The sequence below is a fragment of the Clostridioides mangenotii TR genome (genome assembly GCF_000498755.1).
GTDB lineage: Bacteria > Bacillota > Clostridia > Peptostreptococcales > Peptostreptococcaceae > Metaclostridioides > Metaclostridioides mangenotii_A.
This window is the reverse complement of sequence record NZ_AXUS01000002.1, coordinates 164,250-185,845: the sequence shown is the minus strand read 5'-3', so window position 1 is coordinate 185,845 and position 21,596 is coordinate 164,250. Positions and strand designations below refer to the sequence as shown.

21 protein-coding genes and 1 pseudogene are annotated in these 21,596 nt (G+C 30.4%); 15 read left to right on the top strand and 7 right to left on the bottom strand.

Features of this window, described 5'->3' with window-relative positions; translation table 11 throughout:
* Nucleotides 1-327 precede the first annotated feature (327 nt).
* The gene (adhE, locus tag T473_RS0101840) at nt 328-2,982 is read left to right on the top strand and encodes a bifunctional acetaldehyde-CoA/alcohol dehydrogenase (RefSeq protein WP_024620371.1); all 2,655 of its coding nucleotides are present in this window, start codon (nt 328-330) and stop codon (nt 2,980-2,982) included.
* Nucleotides 2,983-3,139: 157 nt separating this feature from the next.
* Here adhE and T473_RS0101835 read toward each other — a convergent pair whose 3' ends face one another.
* Nucleotides 3,140-3,394: a hypothetical protein gene (locus T473_RS0101835; protein ID WP_024620370.1), complete on the bottom strand. Its 255-nt coding sequence runs from the start codon at nt 3,392-3,394 to the stop codon at nt 3,140-3,142.
* A 484-nt stretch (nt 3,395-3,878) separates the two neighbouring features.
* Here T473_RS0101835 and T473_RS0101830 point away from each other — a divergent pair, with 484 nt between their 5' ends.
* From T473_RS0101830 to T473_RS0101805, 6 genes are all read left to right on the top strand, one after another.
* Nucleotides 3,879-4,610, top strand: a complete 732-nt coding sequence (locus T473_RS0101830) for a YkgJ family cysteine cluster protein (RefSeq protein WP_024620369.1) — start codon at nt 3,879-3,881, stop codon at nt 4,608-4,610.
* A 134-nt stretch (nt 4,611-4,744) separates the two neighbouring features.
* Complete coding sequence (locus tag T473_RS0101825) at nt 4,745-5,557, top strand: GTP pyrophosphokinase (RefSeq protein WP_024620368.1); 813 nt, start codon at nt 4,745-4,747, stop codon at nt 5,555-5,557.
* An 84-nt stretch (nt 5,558-5,641) separates the two neighbouring features.
* Nucleotides 5,642-6,331, top strand: coding sequence for a metallophosphoesterase (locus T473_RS0101820; RefSeq protein WP_024620367.1), 690 nt, complete (start codon nt 5,642-5,644; stop codon nt 6,329-6,331).
* Between the two features lie 65 nt (nt 6,332-6,396).
* Nucleotides 6,397-7,398: a hypothetical protein gene (locus T473_RS0101815; protein WP_024620366.1), complete on the top strand. Its 1,002-nt coding sequence runs from the start codon at nt 6,397-6,399 to the stop codon at nt 7,396-7,398.
* A 128-nt stretch (nt 7,399-7,526) separates the two neighbouring features.
* Nucleotides 7,527-8,681, top strand: coding sequence for a class I SAM-dependent methyltransferase (locus T473_RS0101810; protein WP_024620365.1), 1,155 nt, complete (start codon nt 7,527-7,529; stop codon nt 8,679-8,681).
* A gap of 403 nt (nt 8,682-9,084) precedes the next feature.
* On the top strand, nt 9,085-9,576 hold the full coding sequence (locus T473_RS0101805; RefSeq protein WP_024620364.1) for a hypothetical protein: 492 nt from the start codon (nt 9,085-9,087) through the stop codon (nt 9,574-9,576).
* A 468-nt stretch (nt 9,577-10,044) separates the two neighbouring features.
* Here T473_RS0101805 and fba read toward each other — a convergent pair whose 3' ends face one another.
* Nucleotides 10,045-10,971 (bottom strand): class II fructose-1,6-bisphosphate aldolase, encoded by a 927-nt coding sequence (fba, locus tag T473_RS0101795; RefSeq protein ID WP_024620362.1) that lies wholly within the window; start codon nt 10,969-10,971, stop codon nt 10,045-10,047.
* Nucleotides 10,972-11,141: 170 nt separating this feature from the next.
* On the opposite strand from fba, the gene T473_RS0101790 reads away from it, so the two are divergent.
* Nucleotides 11,142-11,867 (top strand): pseudouridine synthase, encoded by a 726-nt coding sequence (locus T473_RS0101790; RefSeq protein ID WP_024620361.1) that lies wholly within the window; start codon nt 11,142-11,144, stop codon nt 11,865-11,867.
* 130 nt (nt 11,868-11,997) lie between these two features.
* Nucleotides 11,998-13,353, top strand: coding sequence for a 23S rRNA (uracil(1939)-C(5))-methyltransferase RlmD (gene rlmD / locus T473_RS0101785; protein WP_024620360.1), 1,356 nt, complete (start codon nt 11,998-12,000; stop codon nt 13,351-13,353).
* 80 nt (nt 13,354-13,433) lie between these two features.
* On the opposite strand, the gene T473_RS18235 is transcribed toward rlmD, so the two are convergent.
* The gene (locus T473_RS18235; RefSeq protein ID WP_330369325.1) at nt 13,434-13,625 is read right to left on the bottom strand and encodes a tyrosine-type recombinase/integrase; all 192 of its coding nucleotides are present in this window, start codon (nt 13,623-13,625) and stop codon (nt 13,434-13,436) included.
* Nucleotides 13,626-13,668: 43 nt separating this feature from the next.
* Between T473_RS18235 and T473_RS15935 the strand changes: the two are divergent.
* A pseudogene (locus T473_RS15935) lies at nt 13,669-14,153 on the top strand (YitT family protein).
* A 142-nt stretch (nt 14,154-14,295) separates the two neighbouring features.
* Here T473_RS15935 and T473_RS0101775 read toward each other — a convergent pair.
* The 4 genes from T473_RS0101775 to T473_RS0101755 form a co-directional block, all read right to left on the bottom strand.
* A complete protein-coding gene (locus tag T473_RS0101775; RefSeq protein WP_024620359.1) occupies nt 14,296-14,889 on the bottom strand; it encodes a GNAT family N-acetyltransferase in 594 nt (197 codons plus the stop codon).
* 656 nt (nt 14,890-15,545) lie between these two features.
* Nucleotides 15,546-16,199 (bottom strand): GNAT family N-acetyltransferase, encoded by a 654-nt coding sequence (locus T473_RS0101765; protein WP_024620358.1) that lies wholly within the window; start codon nt 16,197-16,199, stop codon nt 15,546-15,548.
* A complete protein-coding gene (locus T473_RS0101760) occupies nt 16,177-17,415 on the bottom strand; it encodes a cation:proton antiporter (RefSeq protein ID WP_024620357.1) in 1,239 nt (412 codons plus the stop codon). Before T473_RS0101760 ends, T473_RS0101765 begins: the two co-directional genes overlap by 23 nt.
* Nucleotides 17,416-17,417: 2 nt before the next feature.
* Nucleotides 17,418-18,050, bottom strand: a complete 633-nt coding sequence (locus tag T473_RS0101755; RefSeq protein WP_024620356.1) for a TetR/AcrR family transcriptional regulator — start codon at nt 18,048-18,050, stop codon at nt 17,418-17,420.
* A gap of 631 nt (nt 18,051-18,681) precedes the next feature.
* On the opposite strand from T473_RS0101755, the gene T473_RS0101750 reads away from it, so the two are divergent.
* The 5 genes from T473_RS0101750 to T473_RS15930 all read left to right on the top strand — a co-directional run bounded on the left by T473_RS0101750 (nt 18,682) and on the right by T473_RS15930 (nt 21,469).
* A complete protein-coding gene (locus T473_RS0101750; RefSeq protein WP_024620355.1) occupies nt 18,682-19,239 on the top strand; it encodes a hypothetical protein in 558 nt (185 codons plus the stop codon).
* Between the two features lie 169 nt (nt 19,240-19,408).
* Complete coding sequence (locus T473_RS0101745) at nt 19,409-19,636, top strand: hypothetical protein (protein WP_024620354.1); 228 nt, start codon at nt 19,409-19,411, stop codon at nt 19,634-19,636.
* A 69-nt stretch (nt 19,637-19,705) separates the two neighbouring features.
* Nucleotides 19,706-19,879 carry an SHOCT domain-containing protein gene (locus T473_RS17965; protein WP_077173543.1) on the top strand — a complete coding sequence of 58 codons (174 nt, stop codon included), beginning with the start codon at nt 19,706-19,708 and terminating at the stop codon, nt 19,877-19,879.
* Between the two features lie 317 nt (nt 19,880-20,196).
* Nucleotides 20,197-20,403, top strand: a complete 207-nt coding sequence (locus T473_RS18830; protein WP_024620353.1) for a hypothetical protein — start codon at nt 20,197-20,199, stop codon at nt 20,401-20,403.
* 352 nt (nt 20,404-20,755) lie between these two features.
* Nucleotides 20,756-21,469 (top strand): C40 family peptidase, encoded by a 714-nt coding sequence (locus tag T473_RS15930; RefSeq protein WP_051365840.1) that lies wholly within the window; start codon nt 20,756-20,758, stop codon nt 21,467-21,469.
* Nucleotides 21,470-21,596: the final 127 nt, after the last annotated feature.

Below are 21,596 nucleotides of genomic sequence, written 5' to 3'. Positions count from 1 at the left end.
TTCAAAAGCTTGTTAAATATTTAAAAATTGTGAATTTTAAAACTAGTTCAAATTTTACAAAAATTATCTTGACAAGACTCTTACGAATAATTAGAATTAGTTTTAGAAACACCAAAAGTAGTTCAATAGCAGTTTAAAATCAATTCAAAAGTTATTCAAAAATAGTCCCTAGACTATCTAATAGAAATTCAGTTTCAAACGACATTTAATTTTCAGGCAAAGTATAGCTCAAAAATTCATTATAAAATACAACAAAATAAATTTTACAAAAAAGCAAAAAGACTAATCAAGACAAAAAATACAAGAACTTTTGGGGAGGAATTTTTCATGGCAAGTAAAGAAGTGGTTGTAGAAGCAGAGGTTAAGTCCGAAGAAGTAAAAGAAGTTAGCCCAGTTTTAGTGAATAGTGTAGAGAGTTTAAAGATTAGGATTGCTGAAATCAGAAAAGCTCAACAAGAATTTGCTACATTTAGCCAAGAGAAAGTCAATAAAATATTTTTAGCAGCATCTACAGCAGCAAACCAAAATAGAATCTATCTTGCAAAACTGGCATATGAAGAAACAGGTATGGGTATTGTTGAAGATAAAGTAATTAAGAACCATTTTGCTTCAGAATATATATACAATGCCTACAAAGATACTGTAACATGTGGTGTAATAGAAAGAGACAAAACATTTGGATTTACACAAATAGCAGAGCCAGTTGGAGTACTTGGGGCAGTTATACCTACAACAAATCCAACATCGACAGCTATTTTTAAGTCGTTAATATCTTTAAAAACAAGAAATGGTATAATATTTTCTCCACATCCTAGAGCAAAAAAATCAACTATCGAGGCAGCGAAAATAGTACATGATGCGGCAGTAGAAGCTGGGGCTCCAAAGGGGTTTATTGGGTGGGTAGATGAACCATCATTAGAAATTACAACAACTATCATGAGTGAAGTTGATCTTATATTAGCAACAGGTGGACCTGGAATGGTTAAGTCAGCGTATTCTTCAGGTAAGCCAGCAGTAGGGGTCGGACCAGGAAATGTTCCAGCTATAATCGATGAAAGCGCTGACATAAAGACAGCAGTTAGTTCGATACTAGTATCTAAATCATTTGATAATGGTATGATATGTGCGTCAGAACAATCAGTAATAGTTCCAGAAAAAATTTATGAAGAAGTTAAAAAAGAATTTAAATATCGTGGCGCTTACTTCCTAAATAAAGAAGAAACTCAAAAAGTTGGAGAAGTGATATTACTAAACGGCACACTAAACGCTAAAATTGTTGGTCAACCGGCGCATGTGATAGCAAAAATGGCGGGGGTAGATATACCTAAAGAGTCAAGAATAATAATAGGTGAAGTTGAATCTATAGATGTTGAGGAACCGTTTGCCCATGAAAAACTTTCTCCAGTTCTTGCTATGTACAAGTCAAAGAGTTTTGAAGACTCAATTCAAAAAGCTGAAAAATTGGTTGAAGATGGAGGACTTGGTCATACATCATCACTATATGCAGATCCAGTAAATCAACCTGAAAAAGTAGAAAGATTTATAAAAGCAATGAAAACGTGTAGGGTTTTAGTTAATACACCATCATCTCAAGGTGGAATCGGTGATTTATACAACTTCAAATTAGCTCCTTCTCTAACACTTGGTTGTGGTTCTTGGGGTGGAAACTCAGTTTCTGAAAATGTTGGGGTTAAACACTTACTTAATATCAAAACAGTGGCTGAGAGGAGAGAAAATATGCTTTGGTTTAGAGCTCCACAAAAGATTTACTTCAAAAAGGGAAGTTTAGGTGTAGCAGCTAGAGAATTTAAGGATGTTCTAGGCAAAAAGAAAGCTTTTATAGTAACAGATTCTTTCCTTTACAATAATGGGTACACAAAATGCGTTACGAAGCTACTAGATGATATGGGAATAAGACACACTACATACTTTGATGTTGCTCCAGACCCAACGCTTTCTTGTGCAAGAGAAGGTGCTAAGGCTATGGCTGAATTCGAGCCAGATTTAATCATAACTCTAGGTGGAGGAAGCGCAATCGATGCTGCTAAAATAATGTGGGTTCTATACGAGCATCCAGAAGTTGATTTCCAAGACCTTGCTATGAGATTTATGGATATAAGAAAAAGAGTTTATACATTCCCTAAAATGGGTCAGAAAGCATATTTTGCAGCTATTCCAACAACATCAGGTACAGGATCAGAGGTAACTCCTTTTGCTGTTATAACTGATGAGAATACAGGTATAAAATATCCTCTTGCAGATTATGAGTTAATGCCGAATATGGCTATAATAGATGCAGATTTAATGATGGAGATGCCACCAAGACTTACAGCAGCATCAGGAGTAGATGCACTTACACATGCTTTAGAAGCATATGTGTCTATGCTTAGAACAGAACCGGCAGATGGCATGGCGCTGCAAGCTGCGAAAATAATATTTGAGTATCTTCCTCGTGCTTACAAGAATGGTAAAAACGATCCAGAAGCTAGAGAGAAAATGGCTATGGCATCTACAATGGCAGGTGTAGCATTTGCAAATGCGTTCTTGGGAATATGCCACTCTATGGCGCATAAACTAGGTGCATTCCACCATGTGCAACATGGAGTTGCAAATGCATTGATAATAAATGAAGTTATTAAATTTAACTGCGCAGAAGCTCCGAATAAGATGGGGGCATTCTCGCAATACAAGTATCCAAACTGTTTACAGAGATATGCAGAATTCGCTTCATTTGCAGGGATAGCTGGGGCTGATGACCAAGAAAAAGTTGATAATTTAATAAAAGCTATAGATGATCTTAAAGAAACAGTTGGCCTTCCTAAGACTATCAAAGAGCTGAATATAGATGAAAAAAAATTCTTAGATAATTTAGATCCAATGGTGGAGCAAGCATTTGACGATCAGTGTACAGGTGCAAATCCAAGATATCCATTGATGAGTGAACTGAAGGATATATACCTAAAAGTATATTATGGTGAATAAAAATAAAAGTTGTCGATTAGTGAAGTAAATTGTTGGGAATATTCAGAAAATTCGGTTGACAAATGATCATATAAAGTTTATAATTAAAAAATAAGTTAAACAGGGGCCTATTAAGGCCCCCTTATTTTTTACCTATTTTTAGTTGTTTAAATCAGGTCTATTTTCTCTTCTTATTGATGAAAGAAGGTCCTAGGTATTTTTTAATTTCTTCTTCAGGAGAAAAGTCGTCCACAACTATTTGTTTACCAGAATCCTCAAATACAACTAAAACTTCACAGTCACCTTGTAAAAAGAACTTTTTAACAGTATCTTCTTTGACTTCTCTAACCTTGATTATATCCTTTTTTTCCTTTAAAAAATCTTTCGTATAATAGCTTCCCATAAATGTTATTACTTTTGTGTATCTTACCATTACTAATAACTCCTTTATCATTTAATAAATTACAATTATTATATCCATATTGATTATACTTATATTATAACGTTAAAAAGTTGTACATGCTAATACTTTATAATTTAAAATTAATTTAAATTATATGTAACTCGCTTATCAAAAAGCGTTGTAATTGTTTTAGCAATAAATTTATAATATAGGATAATAAAATTGTAGATGAATTTGAAGATAATATTAAACAAACTAAAGATGTATCCAATGAATTAAAAGTAAGTGGAAATATTCAATATAGAGAGATTAATAAAATGTCTTTTGTGCCTACAGGCGGGAAAAGTCGCAATAAATGTGGAATACATGAATCAGTATGTCCAGTAAAAGCTACTATTTTATCTATAGCAATTAGTGTTTGTAACTAACTTTTCCTCTAGAATATTTGTTTGATACGTGCTACAATTATTAAGGTACAGTATAATAACGGATGTAATATAAGGAGTTAATTTGAATGTCTAAGTTTGAAAAAAAAGAAATTTTAGAAGGTATTGATTACTCAAATAATAAAGAAATGTTTACAAAACTAGATAATCTATACTCAAGTCTGCCAAAAGGTATATGTACTGGTTGTGGTAATTGTTGCATGGAATCGGTTGGTATAAACTTAATTGAATTTTTAAATATATATAATTATCTATATACACGAGAAGACCTCAGAAAAAGATCTTTAGATAAAATTATAGATTATTATTTTTTAGAATATAAAGAAAAGAGACCATGTCCATTTAGAGATGGAGATCTGAGATGCTCAATTTATGAAGTTAGACCTCTTAACTGTAGGATATTTGGGCATTGGGACAAGAATGACTATGAATCTAATTTGTCCACTGTACTTAAAAGGAATAATAAGTACAGTGACCTTATCAATTCTAGATATGGTTTTAAAATTAATGAAGGTGTTACAAATTTCAAAATTAATTATTGTTATGATTTTAAACCCGAAGATCGTTATTTGAGTAAATTTGAAAGGCTTGAATTTGCGGATTCTGCTATGATTTTAGACTCTGAAATATACAGAAGAGGGCTGATAAATGTAGAATTTAAAGATAGAGGAATAGTGGAATATTTTATAGAAACAATAATAGATATAGATAATGCTTATAGCATTAAAATAAAAATTTCTAAAGATGATAGTATTAGACTTAGAACTATCAATAGAATCAAAAGATTATTTGTGAAATAAGATTATTTTTTATGATTAATTTGTTTATATAGGTTTAAAATAGTAGATTTATTTATGGGGTAATGAATACAAAATTTAAAAAGATTATGTTAAAATAGAAAGGGCTGAAAAAAAAGTAATAAAGGGTGAACAAGATGGAATATGAAAAGTGGGATGAAGTGTTAGCTCCCTACGATCATGCTGTGGAAGAGTTGAAAATTAAATTTAAAAATATAAGAAAAGAGTTTTTGGCTAAAGGTGATTATTCCCCTATAGAATTCGTGACCGGTAGAACTAAGAAGATCTCATCAATAATATCAAAGGTGAAGAGATTAAATATTAAAAACATTGAGACTGAGTTAGATGATATAGCTGGAATTAGAATCATGTGCCAATTTGTTGAAGATATATATGCTATTATTGATTTGATAAAAGCAAGGAATGATATGACTATAATAGGTGAAAAAGACTATATAACTAACTATAAAGATAGCGGTTATAGAAGTTTCCATGTTATAATCAAATATCCAATTAACTCTATTGCTGGATCTAAAGAAATTATATGCGAGATTCAAATAAGAACACTTGCAATGAACTTCTGGGCTACAATAGAGCACTCACTTAAATATAAATATGATCATTATATACCGGACACATTGGCAGAAAGACTTAGAAGAGCATCTGATGCAGCTTTTTTATTGGATCAAGAGATGAGCGAAATTAGAGGAGACATTATGAATGCTCAGGCTATGTATCAGATGAAATCTATAGCTATGAGAGATACTTTAAATAGAATACAAGAATTGTATGATCTAGGAGAAACACATAAGGCTATGCAATATCAAAGAAGGCTCGATAAAACTCAACAAGAGCATGATATAACTTATATATTAGAGCTTAAAAGAGAAATAGACAGGCTTTTACAGCAGTATAGGATTGATGGCATAGATGGTAAAATAAGTGAATAAAATAACAAATTCAAATACGGTTGTCTCAACTAGAAAAGCTTTTCTAAAACGGGACAGCCTATTTTTTAAGGGATGTGATAAAAAATGAGTCTGTACACAATAGGTGATTTGCATTTTTCAACATCTGTAGATAAGCCGATGAATATATTCGGTGATAATTGGAATGGGCATATGGAAAAAATTATAGCGAGCTGGAAAGAAAATGTAACTGCCGAGGATACTGTAGTTGTGCTTGGAGATACTTCTTGGGGAATAAACTTAGCTCAGGCAAGGTCCGACCTCGATTTAGTCGACACACTTCCGGGAGAGAAGATTTTTATAAAAGGAAATCATGACTACTGGTGGACTACGGTTACAGGTTTAAATAAACTTTACGATGACATGAAATTTTTACATACTAATTTCTATACATACGAGGATTATGCAATCTGCGGTGGTAGAGGTTGGATTTGTCCAAACGATGTAAAATTTGATGAAAACGATCATAAGATTTATCTGAGAGAGGAACATAGGCTGAGACTATCATTGGAGGCTGCTAAAAAAAGAGGATACAAAAAATTCATCATGTGCGTTCACTATCCACCGACAAATGATAGATTAGAAGATTCAATTTTTACAAGCCTTTACGAAGAGTACGGTGTTGAAAAAGTACTTTATGGGCATCTACACGGAGAAGAGTCGTTTAAGATGGGGCTTAAAGGAATTAGAAATGGCGTAGAGTATGCACTTGCATCATGTGACTATACTGATTTTAAATTAATAAAAGTTATGTAAAGGATTAATAAATCACAACTTGGTAAATACTATAAGGTATATGAATATAAAAGGAGAAGTGATTTATGAGGTGGATATTAGTTTTTATATTTTTATATCTGATTCCGTTAGTTATTTTATTTAGAAATTACAAAAATAAAAAACGATCATTAGTTTATAGTAGTATTTATGTAGTGCTTATGACGTTGATAGTTATCAGCAATATATATATGAGTGGGCTTAAAAGAATTGAAGAGTCAATGGAGAAATACAGAGCAGTAGAAGTTCAGGTCAATAACAATGGGATGATAGACTACAGCAGTGTAGATTCAATAGATAAAGATAATAATTATAAAGTCGATAATTCTAAAGAGGATAGCCTTGAAGAAGAGAGTTCAAATTTAGATAAAGAAGTATACAAAAAATCAGAGTTAAAAAACAACGATACTCTAGAATCTGATGATTTTGATGATGAGTTAGAAGATGATTTAGATGAGGACAGCGAGGAGAGCAGTAAATTTGTTGTAAATACAGATAAAAATACTGCAATTGAGGCTAATAAAAATAAATCTAGTGAAAGTAAGCAGAATTCAAATTCTAGTAATAAATATAAAGTAGACAAGAAAATTAAAAAAATTAGACAGTCTGATCTAGAAAAGATAAAACGATTTAGGAAAGAGGTCTTCTCAGTAGAAAAAACTGCGTTAGTTCCTATGCAAAAATGTCTACCTTACACTAAAAATGTAGCAAGTAGCCTATCTAATATAAAAATGGTAAAGAAAGATATAACGGACGCACGAGATAAATGTAAGGAACTGGCCAAATTTTATCGAGAGATGGATATTCCTAAACTGTCAGAGAACAAATATGAAAAAGAACTTAAAAGTGCAAAATCGTATATGCAAAAAACCTACGAACTTAGGGAAAAGTCGATGGATAATGCACTTAAACTTGTTGATTCAAAAAATCCTAAGTATATAGCGAAGGTTACTGATTACTTGGATTCATCAGATGAAAAAGTGAAAAAATTTAGCGATCAAATAAATGATTTAATATATAAAATAGAAGATGAAATAAAAGATAGATAACTGATAAATAAAGCAAAAATTAGATAGAACAGCATCGAAATAAAATGCAAATAAAAATAAAATAAATAGACAAAGAAAAAGTAAATTATTAGAACGTATTGATTTTACACAAAAAGGGGGGAGTATTCGTGAATAAACAGAATATAGCAAAACTAAATATGTTTTTTATGGGTATAAGTCAAAGAAATAGTGAAAACAAAGATTTTTTCAACAAACTTGAAGTTACATTTAAGTCTGGGACAAAGGCATTTACAGGTGTCGGAGAAGATCAAAATGGAAAGTACAAATTTAATTTTAAAGGTAAGACCGATGTATTTATTTTTGAAGATTTGTTAAAGCATATAGCTATAGAATCTGAGAATTACGATTCAATTAGTTTTAGATATATTGAAAGAGGGACGACAGTACTTATTGATGGAGATAACAAAAAAGTAACTGTAAAATATATGGATAATGAAGACGTAAAGCCAAATATTGATGAGTACACAGCCTCTCAGATTAAGAACAGAGACTACTATGTAAAAGTCGGACAAGCAAATGATCTACTTAAAGAGATTGGAGTCCTTACAAAGGACGGAAAAATTAAAAACGATAAGATAAGAAAGTACAACCAGATAGACCATTTTGTAGAGCTTATAGATAAACTTTTAAAGGAAATAGAATTCAAAGATAGCATAACTGTATTAGACTGTGCTTGTGGGAAGTCTTATCTTAGTTTTGTACTAAATTACTATATTAAAGAAGTATTGAAGAAAAAATGCTACTTTGTCGGCATAGATTATTCGGAGACAGTAATAAAAGCTTCCAAAAAAATGGCGGATAACCTTGGATACAAAAATATGGATTTTATAAAAGAAGACCTTACAAACTACACTCCAAACAGGGAAATAGACTTAGTTATAAGTTTGCATGCGTGTGATATTGCAACCGATATGGCTATTGGCCTAGGTATAAGGGCTAAATCAAAAGCAATAGTTGTAGTTCCATGTTGCCACAAGGAGTTACTTGGACAGTACAAATATGAGGCCCTAGAACCTATAATTAAACATGGTGTTTTTAAAGCGAGATTTGCAGATCTTATTACGGATGGTATGAGAACATTGATGCTTGAAGCCAGAGGGTACGATACTTCAGTTGTAGAGTATATTTCACCTCTTGATACTCCTAAAAACCTTATGATTAGAGCGATTAAGAAAAAAGAAAAAGATGAAAAAGCACTTAAAGAATACAATGAACTAAAATTTACGTTTGACGTAGAACCAACTTTAGAGAAATTGATATAATTTATTAAAGTATATAAATCTTATGTTTCAAATATATCACCCCAAGAATAATTTTTAAATTATTTTTGGGGTATTTTAGTGTATATTAACAATTTATTCTCTACATATTTATATTTAAGTTAAATTATATATTATTAGAAGAATGGCAAATACAGTATCATATTTTACAGAATATATTATTTAAAGTTCAGTTCTTTGATTTATAGCTAAACTTATGCTATAATTACTTGATTGACAGAGTTGTTTGAATAGCTTAAGTTTACAATAATTCTCTAAAGAGGGAGTCTTTAGTAGAAGGAGCTTGGCTGGTTATTGATGAATATACTTAAGAGCAATTAGATTTAAAAATAAAGCTTTTAGGGTATAAAATTAATAATGATAAGAAGATTGGGGAGGTGCTAGTATGATAAATTTAACGCTTATGAGTAATAAAGGAAAGATCCATATTAATAGTGGTGAGGTTAAAGATACTTTGTGTTTGCGCCCGGATTTTGATTATGTTCAGGATATATCGAATACTATAAATCAAGATCAAATACTAGTATTTGATTGTCAATTGACAGGGAATAAATTTGATATAGATGATATTGATATAGAGGAGTTACTGGAAGAATTGAGTGAAGAAATAGATGAATCTTATTTCAATATACTATTTGAGGATATAAGAGCCTATCTGAAAGATATTTCAGACGAGATTGAGGCAGATTTACAAGAAAATTATGCATTAGATAATATAAGATGTTATTTTGATATATACAATATAAATCAGGAGTTTACAGACTTTAAATTTGTTTTTCTAGTATCGTTTAAGGATATAAAAATATCTTCATTAGCAAATCTGGCAAAAATAGTATCGAAGAGACAATTAGCCGGGGCATCAAAGTTTTATTCTTAGGAAGCTATACTACGGGTTGAAAAACCCGTTTTTTTATTTTATGATCTTCTTAATATATAGTGGGGTGGGGTATATGTTAGTCTCATATTGCTTATGTAACCTCACTAGCAACAGGAGAAACATCGCTAGTAACACCGGTAAATAGTTTGAACTCATTATTTTTATTAATAATATCAGTTATATTTTTATGAGAATCTACGTCGCAAAGAAAAATTATCGGAATATTCGTAATAATATCGAGTGTTTTTATACTAAAAAATGTAAAATCGCCATTAAAGAGCATGCAGCAATTATAAACAATCTCCCTTATAGGTTGATGATCTTGTACATATCAATGCAGTCCATCGGAAGAGTAAAAAAGAGTAGGCCTTATAAGTATCAATGAAGACGACAATTTCAGCTGAAGTGTTGCTGAATGGAGCCAAATTAAAATTTATAACTTCCTACTCTTTTTACTACTTTATGAAATTATTTAACCGAATTAGCAGAACCTAATACAGTATCTATTTTATTTTCAACAACTGTTTGTATAGCATCTCTGCCAGCACCTATGTATTTTCTTGGATCAAATACACTTGGGTTTTCAGCCAAGTATTTTCTTACAGCAGCAGTCATAGCCAATCTCAAGTCAGTATCCATATTTACTTTACATACTGCCATAGAAGAAGCTTTTCTAAGCATATCAACTGGAACACCTTTAGCCCCAGAAATATCTCCGCCGAATTCATTGCAAGTTGCTACTGCTTCTTGATCAACAGCAGATGCCCCGTGAAGAACTATTGGGAACCCAGGTATTCTATTTTGAATTTCTTCTAATATATCAAATCTTAATTTTGCTTCACCTTTAAATTTGAAAGCTCCGTGAGAAGTCCCTATTGCTATAGCAAGTGAATCAACACCAGTTCTTTCAACAAATTCTACTGCCTCATCTGGTTTTGTGTATTTGTGAACATCAGATGTAATATCATCTTCAGTTCCAGCTAAAACTCCTAATTCTGCCTCAACCACAACACCTTTAGCATGAGCGTAATCAACAACTTCCTTAGTAACTTTAACATTTTCTTCAAAATCTAAATGAGAACCATCTATCATTACTGATGTAAAGCCAACTTCGATACAAGTTTTAACTGCGTCTAAATCTGGACCGTGATCTAAGTGAAGAGCAACATCTACACCTATTTCATTTGATGCAGTAGTAACCATATCAACTAAAGTTTTTGGACCAGCATATTTTACAGCTGACATTGAAGCCTGTATCATAACATAAGAATTTTTAGCTTTAGCAGCCTTTAAAACACCTTGAAGTTGTTCTAAATTACTTATATTGAAAGCCCCAATAGAATATCCAGATTCATAAGCATTTTTAAACATTTCTTTTGTAGTTATTAAAGCCATATATATTCCTCCTAATAGATATTATTAATTTTGTTCATCTATATATATTATAACCCCTATATGGAAAAAGTATATAGTAAAATTGTAATAAGGTTGGTTTACAAGTATAATGGTAATAGTGAATAGATGAGTATGATTGATGTATATATATTATAGATGGAGTGTGTTTTATGGCAAAAAAACAGAGGATAGATAAGATACTTTCAAATATCGGATATGGAAGTAGAACTGAGATAAAAAAATACTGTAAAAACGGTTTGGTTGTAGTAAATGGAGCTACAATATCAAATCCAGGTCAACAGGTCGATCATGAGAGCGATGAAATACATTTTGAAGGAAAAAAAGTTGTATATAGAGAGTTTGTGTATTTAATGATGAACAAGCCAGATGGTTATATATCGGCAACTACAGATAAATACGATCCAGTAGTTATAGATCTTATAGATCCATCTTATCTTGTATTTGAACCATTTCCAGTAGGAAGGTTAGATAAAGACACAGAAGGGCTTTTAATTTTAACAAATGATGGTAAACTATCACATCGAGTTTTATCTCCAAAGAAGCATGTTCCTAAAAGATACTATGCAAGAGTAAGTGGAGTAGTTGGAGAAGATGACATTAAAGCATTCAAAGAAGGGGTAGTGCTCGATGATGGGTATAAAACAATGCCATCTGAACTTGAGATAATCAAAAGTGATGATGAGTCGGAAATAGAGCTTACAATTCATGAAGGAAAATTCCACCAAATTAAGAGGATGTTTGAAAGTGTAGGCAAAGAAGTGGTATATCTAAAAAGATTGTCTATGGGAAATCTAAAGCTTGATGAAAGTTTAGAACTCGGTGAGTACCGTGAACTTACAGATGAAGAAGTTCTCTTGATTGAAGAAAGAGATTAAGTAAACATAAATTAAAATAAAGTGAAGTGAAAAATAAATCATAAAATAGTTTTTATTAAAAAATAGGAAATATATGATTATATAAATTGCATAGAATCGATTAACATAAGAAAAAACTGGAGGAAAAATTGTGAAAAGAAAAGACATAATTGAATTTGAAATTGATAAGATGGTATTTGGTGGTACTTCATCTACAAAACTAGAAGATAGAGATATAAACATGAAGGGCGGAATTTCTGGTCAGAAAGTAAAAGCTGCAGTTAAAAAAGTTAGAAGAGGAAAAGCAGAAGTTAAACTTCTTGAAATTATAGAGAAATCTCCTATAGAAACCGAAGAAACTTGTGGGCATTTCAACGAATGTGGTGGATGTACGATGCTTTCTGTTCCTTATGAAAAACAACTTGAGATCAAGGAAAAGCAGGTAATGGAGCTATTCTTAAAGCAAGATATATTTGGATTTCAATTTTTAGGAATAGAGGGAAGTCCAGATAACCACTACTACAGAAACAAAATGGAGTACACTTTCGGAAATGAGATGAAAGATGGACCTCTAACTCTTGGTCTACATAAAAAAGGAAGACATATAGATATTCTTACTGCTGACGGATGTTTACTCGTTGACAGTGATTTTGAATCTATACTTACATCAACTGTAGAGTATTTTGGTGAAAAGGGCATACCTCAATACAGGATATTTGATCACAGCGGTTACCTTAGACATTTAGTAGTTAGAAAAGGTTTGAATACTGACGAGATAATGGTCAATATAGTTACTTCTTCTCAAATGGATTATGAAATGAGTGACTATAAAGATATGTTAAAAGCTCTTAATTTGAAAGGTGACTTAGTAAGTGTACTTCACACTATTAACGACGGGCTTGCTGATGCTGTTCAATGTGATGAGCTTAGAATTCTTGACGGTAGAGACTATATTTATGAAGAGATACTTGGTCTAAAGTTTAAGATATCTCCATTTTCGTTCTTCCAAACTAATACCAAAGGAGCAGAGAAGCTTTACAGTATTGCGAAAGATTTTATAGGAGATCACAATGACAAAGTTTTATTTGACTTATACAGTGGAACTGGTTCAATAGGTCAGTTAATGGCTGATTCAGCTAAAAAAGTGTACGGAATAGAGATAGTTGAAGAGGCAGTGTTTGCCGCCAATGAAAATGCTAGATTAAATGGACTTACTAACTGTGAGTTTATAGTAGGTGATGTTGCTAAAACAGTTAAAGATCTTAAGGAGAAGCCAGATCTTATTATTGTCGATCCTCCTAGACCGGGTATCCATAAGGATGCGGTAAGAGATATTTGCGGTTTTGGTGCTGATGAGATTGTATATATTTCTTGTAACCCTAAGACTATGGTTCTTGATTTAGAGTTGTTTATGGAGTACGGGTATGAGGTTAAGGTTGTTAAATGTATGGACATGTTCCCTAATACGCCTCATGTGGAAACTGTAAGTAAACTTGTGAGAGTATAGCATGGTTACAACTGTTTTACAATGATGAAAAATGTGTAATGTGTGCCATGTTGTATGCCCGAAATACAACATGGCACACATTATTTTATTATAGACTCTAAAATATTAACTGTTACACTTTCCATTTTATCTGTAACATGTGAATAAGTATCCATAGTTGTTGATAATTTAGAATGCCCTAATCTTTTTTGTATATCTTTTATGTTGGCACCAGACTCTAATAACATTGTAGCATGTGTATGTCTTAAACTATGAAAATCAAATTTTATCATTAGTTCGTAATTTACTTTATTAGTCGGTATAGGTCTTGGAATTATGTTTAGATCAGATGCATCAACAGGTGGAACAGACCTTATAGCACTTATACTAATCAAAAAATTCCCTAATTTTAAGGTAATAAATTTACTTAGCGGTCTTGACGGAACTATTGTTATAGCATCAGGAATCGTAAATAATAGTATAGAGACAGCTCTATATTCAGGTATAGATCTTCTCGTAATAGTGAAGATTGCAGATATAATAGTAGAAGGATTTAACTCATCGAGAGCATTTTATATAATTTCAGACCAGCCAGAAAAAGTTAGAACGGCAATAACTGGTGAATTAAATAGAGGACTAACTATTTTAGATGGTAAAGGCGGCTATACAAAAACAAGCAAAGAGATACTACTAGTAGTAGTAACAAAAAACAAGAGCTATTTTTAAATAGACTTGTTATGGACGTTGATCCAGAGGCGTTTTTCATTGTTTCGGATGTAAAAGAAGTCTACGGTAAAGGATTTAAAGTTCTGGGGTCATAATAATCATAAATTATTTACTAAATTTCAATTGGTCTTAATATGAAGATATGAGGTTTACTCTACTTCTATTAAGACCTATTTCTTATTTAAAAATTATTGATTAAAAACACTAAAACAAATACTTATTGTATCTAGTAGAATTCTACTTATAAAGAATGTATCTGTAGCAAACAGTATCTTTTGTATTTAAAAGAATAGATTTAAATAGTTCATTTTTATTTGTCTTTTTATTTGTATTAGAAAATTTTTTTGTAACTGTTTCTAGATATATAAATCCTAAATTCTTGAGCGATTTAGTTGAATTAGAGTTTTCTTTATATGTTTCAGCTATGATTCGTCTTAAATTTAGATGTGTAAATCCATAGTTTATCATAGCCTCAGTAATTTCTGTAGCATAGTCATCTCCCCAATAATTTGGATTTATGCAGATGCCTATTTCAGCTTCCTCATCGCCAGGATTTATATTGTTAAATCCCTGATTTCCAATGACTTTATTATCTCTTTTAGAAACTATTGCGTAGTGCCCTACTCTTCCTTGGTTATAATTATTTATAAAAAACTTTTTTATAAACCTTTCAGTATCTTTTAAATTGGAATGTTTTTTTATTGGTAAATACTTTACTACAATGTCTTTACTATAACATTCATACAAATCTTTTGCGTCAGATAGTCTCACAGGTCTTAAAAAGCAATTTTTACTCTCTAGCGGTTTCATTTGTGAATACTCATTACTCATACTATCCTCCCCCTAATATCATCATCTATATTATAGTATTTATTTACTTGAATTTAGTTCGCAATACAAAACAGCAGATGAATTTAAAAGCTATAATATATTCAGTCAAATTAATTAATAGTAATATAAAAAATTATAAATATAGCTGGTATTGGGTTAAAAATATTACTACAGGCATTAAATTAGATGCTCCGGATTTTATAAAGAAAAAGTAAAATAGACCTTAATAGTAAGGAAGAAGCAAAGTTGGATGCTCTTGATGAATTAGGTAAGTACATTGTTGACACAAGGAATGTGATTGCTCATGATAAAGCTAACTATACAAAAAAGGGCAAGGTGCTTTAAAACTTAGTGCCGAATACTTAATGAGAAATAAGTTGATTTTTTCAAGAAAAAGAAAGAGACTTATCATGGCAGCATCTTTCCAAAGATAATAACTTGGGCATTATGTGCTTTAGTATGTTTTTTTAACATTTTCTCTATTTTAATAATTCTCATAGTGATTTGGATTGGATTCTGTTATTTTACAGAGATGCGTTAGAAATAAGCTGTTGCTACCGTAGAGTACATGCCGAACGATCGAGGTAAGAATAAATATAAGGGGTTAGTGATTATCACTCCCCCTTATATTTATTTAGCTAACTTTTTTAATTACATTAAATTATATTAATTCCATATAAGAAAATATTTAATGTAAACAATTTATTTTCTCTAGTAATTGTTATGATTTTGTCTCCTTGTCGAATAAAACCATGACTATCATAGAAACCATAATTACATGTTGTATCTGTGAATAGATAAATATTATTAGTAGATTTATGCTTAAGATATTGAAAAAGATAATTCAACAATTCATTACCAACACCATAACCTTGACATTCTTGTGTAACAGCGAAAAGAGTAAGAACGCCGTCAAAATCTTTTTCACTGTCTAAAAGAAGTTCTTTATATGTTTTACTCAAAATCTTATATTCATTTATATCGCATTTAAATAGTTTAGCTGTAGTTATCATTAAAGAAGAATAGAATCCCAGGAAGAGTAAATAAGGTAAATGTTTTATATATTGATATTCTTTTTTCGATTGACCTAATATAACCCCAACAACTTTGCCATCTTTTTCTGCTATACAATTAAACGTTTGCTCAACTAGGCAACTATATAGATAAGTTTTTAGAAAATACTTTAATACTATAGGATTATCTACATATTTATATAGGTCAAAACTTTTATTTATAATTGACTCAACTTCTTTAAAGTCACTTTTTCTTATTTTTCTGTATAGTACTTTATCCATTTTGTAATTCGTCATATTTATTAAACTCACCTGCCCATTCAAAAGCCTTTTTAGAAATTATAACAGCCAAAATCTCATTGATAACTGCAGCTGCAGCTATTGTTCCTTGAATAATTTTTGCACTCTCAGGAGCTGGAGTAGATAATACGGATACGGCAATACCGGTAAAAACTAGTGACACACCTGAATGAGGTAATAATACAAGCCCTAAGTACTTCTTAACGGTATTAGGTGAATTGGTAATCTTCGCTCCATAGTAAGCACCACTGTATTTTCCTAATGATCTTGCTAGTATATATATAACAGTGTATAAACCTGCTCCAAAAACTAAATTATAATCAAGTGGCGTACCAAGATTTAAGATAACTATTAGCATTGAAATACCAAGTATAGGATTAAAAGAGAGCATAATCTTATTTAAATTTTCTTCAGAAATTAAATTAGCGAATGTAGCAGAAAAGGCCATTCCAATTAGCATAAAATTAAGAACTGGTTTTGGTAAAACAAAATAGTTGAAAATGAAACCAACACTTGAAGCAATTAATAATGTACTTATCAAAATCAAATTTGTAACATAAGAAGGATATTCTTTTTTAAAAAATAAGCCTACAAATAATCCAAGTATTACTCCAATTACTATAGGTAATAAGATTACTACTAGTATCATATATAAAGGAAGTTTTTGTTCTGATATATGATTAGATACAACGGAAATAGTTGTGAAGAAAACAATAACAGCTACCATATCATCAAGTGCTGCCATAGGGATTAACGTTTTTGTAACAGGACCATCTGTCTTGAATTCACGTACAATTGAAAGAGCAGGTGCAGGTGCTGTTGCAAGTGCAATACCACCAAAAATAACTGAAAGATAAAGTGGTACACCTGTAAAATAAAATGCAATGCAAAATATTATACTAACAACAAAATAAGTACCAAGTGAATGAGTCAATGTTGTAATAATGATTTGTTTCCCTGTTTTTTTAATTCTACTCCAGACAAGTTCTGTACCAATTAATAAACCGACTGTACATTCTAATATATTAATAATGGTTATATACCAATCAGAATTTAAAAGTTCATTATTGATAAGACCTAAAGCATGAGGTCCTAAAAGCATTCCTGCTAAAAGCCAACCCAAAATTGATGGTAATTTGGTTTTAGAAACAATCTTTCCGACAAATATTGTTAATATAACTGAGATAATAAGACGTATTAATAATAAAATCAAATTTACTTTTCCTCCTTTGCAATTCCATAAAGCAAAATATCAAGTAGTTTAGATAATTTTAATTCATGTATCTCAACTAAAGTATTAAAATCTGAGTTTCCAAATGCTTTATTTTGAAAATAGCCATTGTACATTTCCTGAAATATTACGAAAAATTTCAATGCCTCACTTTCTGTAAATTCATCTCTTAACGTAATGTCATCAAGTATTCTTTTATAGTGTTTAATATTTATAACATCAAACTCTTTTCTAAGTTCTTTGATTTGTTCTTTTAAATGTCTAGGTGGCTGTATAATTGATTGAAAAAATATATTACCATATAAAGGATTAATGTAGAAAAAATGCTCTCTTCGATCTAGATAATTTTTTATACTATTTGTGCTTTTGCTAGGAATAATATTACTATCTTCTTCGTCTTTTAGATATTCTGTAAGTTTATCAAAACAAGATTTTACACATGTTAGATATAAGGCTTCTTTATCTTTAAAGTAGTGATAGATCAATCCTTTAGAAATTCCATTTTCATTACATATATTATTTAGCGATGCGCTTTCATAGCTTTTAGTTCCAAATTCTACTAGCGCTGAATTTAGTATTTTTTCTTTACTGATTTTACTTTTTTCTTTTTGTTTCATAAAAATCCTCCAATATAATATAAAATAGACCATATGGTCTATTTTATATTATATTGAAAACAAACCCGGTAGTCAATATTAATTAATCTCATGAAGTAAAATTAATAGTATCATGCTAAATTTTATATAATAAGCAATAACAGAGGACGAATTCGACACTAAGAAAAAAGTGTAACTAAGTTTGTAGGTAATGACTTTAAAGACATATAGAAGAGTAGTTGAGTGGTTGGAAAATAGAAAATTAATGTAGGTGTAAGGTAGGTGCAATTTGTACCTACCTTTATTTTTTATGCCTAAATATGAAAGAAGGTTTATTAGAATTGCATGTTGAATAATAAAATATAACAAAATCTATGAGATCAATAAATTTAATGTAACATCAAGTGCGTCACCATTTTTAAAAATAGGGAATCTGATCAATAGTTTACATAGGATTTAATCAAGTTTATAAGAAATAGCTCTATAGAAATAATAAATAATAACTGTTTCGTGATTAAGAATCAAATAACTGTGTATATATAGAAGGGTAGGTGATCACTACTATTGTATCAAATGTATATACAATAACTAATCAGTATACTAATATAAAAAAGTTGTAAATTAAATTTCTATTGGTGTAAGGAGTATGAATATGAAAAAATTTGGTAAATTAGGTATAAGCCTATTAGTATCCGCTTTTGTCTTCTCTGGAGGAACAGTTTTGGCTTTTCAATCTTCAGTAGATTGGAATTCGATTATAACAAATACTGAAAACAGAGTAAATGATCTGGCTGGTCGTTTAAAGCGAAGTAAAGCTGATAATATTACATTAGAAAACAATTCTAAAGAGTTACAAAAAAGCAAAGATCAATTGATATCAGAAAAGACAACACTAGAATCTCAAAAACAACAGTTAGAAAATGAATTGAGCTCATTGAAACAGGGAAATCAGTCATCAGAACAAGAGATTAAAAGTTTAAAGCAACAATTGCTTGATAAACAAAATGAGATACAACAGAAAATTAATGAGATAAATGAGAAGGTAAAGGAGGTTAATGAAAAGGCTAATGAAGTAAGCAGAGCAAATGCCGAAAGGGATCAGTACAAATCCGAATCGGAAAAAGCTAAATCCGAACTATATAGTATTAAGGCTAGATTACAGCAAATGGAGGAGAATACTAAAAACGTTTATGAAGATGCTATTAAATAGTGTTTTTTTCTTAATTTAATATAAAGAAATGGTAGAGCAGATTAATACATATTAAATTCATCTGCAAAATGTAGATATATAACTGCTTCAATAAAATTATAATATAATGATTTGCTTATATATTTAAGTTATGTTTTAGTTAGATGAGTGAAAGAAAGAGCCATGTAAATTGGCTCTTTTCTCGTGTTCAAAAAATAGATCTAACTATGTACAATTGAGTTTTGGTGATAATTTTAAAGAAATAGAGAAACACGAAAAGATTGATAATACTATAGATAAGCTTCGTTATAGATTCGGACATTATGCAGTTCAAAGAGGAATATCACTGGTTGATACCGAGTTATCGCATATAAACCCTAAAGAGGATCATGTAATACACCCTACAGCATCTAGATAACGTTATTGTAAATATTTTCCTATATTTGCTATAATATATATAAATGAAGTGTAAGGAGATTAAATCATTATGGACTTAACATTGGCTTTTGGAATTTTAGGTGGCATTCTAATTATATTTTTAGGATATACAGCTAATAGAGAAGATGAAAAAGAGCTAGCACATTTAAAAGAATTATTAGATATAGGAGCAATAACTGAAGATGAATTTAACACTAAGAAGAAAGAGTTATTAAATATATAAAGTATTGGTACACATAAATCTAAATGTGTGCCAATTTGTGTGCCATAGTAGTAATATATAATGAAATATAATACACTATGAAAAATATTAAAAAAAGTTGATTAACTGGAGTAAATAGATATTAATAATATAATAAAAGGTGTTAGCTAATAATAAAAAATACTAGGTCATAATGTAAATACACACGACTCATGTGGAAACTGTAAGTAAACTTGTGAGAGTATAGCTTGATTTCAAAGTTTTAATTATGTGAAAATATATAAATTGCCAACGTAAGATTTTTCTCGTTGGCAATTTATTTTTCATTGGTAGTCCTTTTGAAAATATCGACTGTTTGTTCTGCCAATGACTATGATATAGCTACAAAATCGGGTTATGGAGAAGTTGCTAAATTAATAGCAGAAAATAAAGCAATAGAGAGCGAAAAAAGTAATAATGATACTAAACTAAACCACAGGCATACGATAATGCTAATCAAATCGCAATTTTATCGTCTTCTTGTATTAAATCAAAGTCCTTTATAGCTTGTCTTGCTTTACTTAGTAATTTTTTCATTGATATATCCAAACACAGCAATATAGGAACAATATAATTTTGACTTAGTTGTTATAATTTAAATATCATGTTAAAAAATTGCATAACCTTACAAAAGATAATATAATGGAATTAAATAACAAATTTATAATATATTAAAAGATAAAGGAACTTTTATAATGTAGTTAGCATTGAATAATAAGATTTATAAATAATTAAAATTATTATACAACCTAAAAATTCAGAAAACTTTCAATAAAAAAAGTTCAATTTGTATAATTTTATTAATTAATATATAAACCGACTTAAAATCATAAAAAAATCAGAAATGGAGCTGTATATATGAGCGATGTAAATCAAATAGTAGCAACCACTCTTTTAAATAATATAAGCAGAGTTTATGAAAATAATAGAAGTCCAATGTATTCTAAGTCATACTCATTTAATAACATACTTAATGACACATTAAATACTCTTGTTGAAAGTAATGGTGGATGTTCTTGTAGCAGTACTGGTGATTTAGGTAAATTACTTATGCTGACTACATTTACTGGATATTTAAATAATGTAAAATTAGATGTAGCTCAAAATAATGACTTAAGTAACAATACAAGTAACGATGATATTACCAATTATACAAATATTTCGAGCACTGCATCTACAACATCAGAATCTACAACATCTACTAAAATGAATGATGCTATGAAGCTGTTAGAAGCACAAATAGGAAAAAAATATGTATGGGGTGCTAACGGTCCAGATTCATTTGATTGCTCTGGATTAACTAGATACATTTATAAAAATGCTCTAGGAAAAGAAATACCTAGGGTATCTTATGAACAAAGTAAAACTGGACAAGTTATCGATAAAGAAAATTTAAAACCTGGCGACTTAGTATTCTTTGATACTATGGGTAAAGGTAGAGTTAGCCATGTTGGTATTTATGTAGCAATGATGAGTTTATTCATGCATCAAATGCCAGGGATGGAGTTAAAAAATCCAATTTATCATCATCTTATTACCAAAAAACTTATAGAGGTGCTAGAAGACCATTAATAGCTTAATATTTAAGGAAGTAAAAAAAGATAAAAACAAGCTGACTCTAGTATATACAGTTGAGTATATGCTGAATGATAAGGGAAGTTTAAGGCATACAGTTTTAAAGGGTATTAGAGAAGATAAG